This is a genomic window from Oleiphilus sp. HI0080 (assembly GCF_001635135.1).
Genome location: NZ_LWFU01000855.1, coordinates 1 through 545, shown reverse-complemented (window position 1 = coordinate 545; position 545 = coordinate 1). Strand labels below are relative to the sequence as shown.

The window sequence follows — 545 nt, the reverse complement described above, 5'->3', positions numbered from 1 at the left end:
GCAGCAGATACTTGGGGGTGGAGGGGCATCTTCGCGGTGCATACGTGGATTTCAGTCAAGCCAAGTAATGCGGATACTTATACTGTTTTGGAAGTGGTCGGATGGCGTGCGAAGTGGGGTGTTCCTGTATTGCGTGTCGAGTCTGATCTGCCTGACAGACATTGGTATGGCGCAGAGCCCGAACTTGTTTATGAAAAACGAGGAGAGGGGGTGGACGAGATCATTAGTCAGATTTTAGAAGCCTCTCTTGATTACCCTTGGGCCAACGAATATGTAGTGTTTCCCGGCCCAAATAGCAATACGTACCCCGCATGGTTAGCCGAGCAAGTCGACGGCTTTGATCCTGACTTGCCATTTCGTGCGATCGGTAGCGGTTGGACGCCATAGCGACCGTTGATCGTCTGATTTTTCATCTGTTGATCGTCTGTAAGCCGACCTATTTACGAGTCTTGCTCGCACTCAGCAGCGAGCATAAATTCTACCGCTTTGCGGGCATGGATCGCTGTCGTGTCGAATAGAGGTGTGTCGGTATCGGCTTGCTCAAC

The 545-nt window shown here is 51.4% G+C and carries 1 protein-coding gene; it reads left to right on the top strand.

The window, feature by feature from the left end:
• A partial coding sequence (locus A3751_RS17275; protein WP_082863350.1) for a DUF3750 domain-containing protein occupies nucleotides 1-387 on the top strand: 387 nt, incomplete at its 5' end.
• Nucleotides 388-545 lie beyond the last annotated feature (158 nt).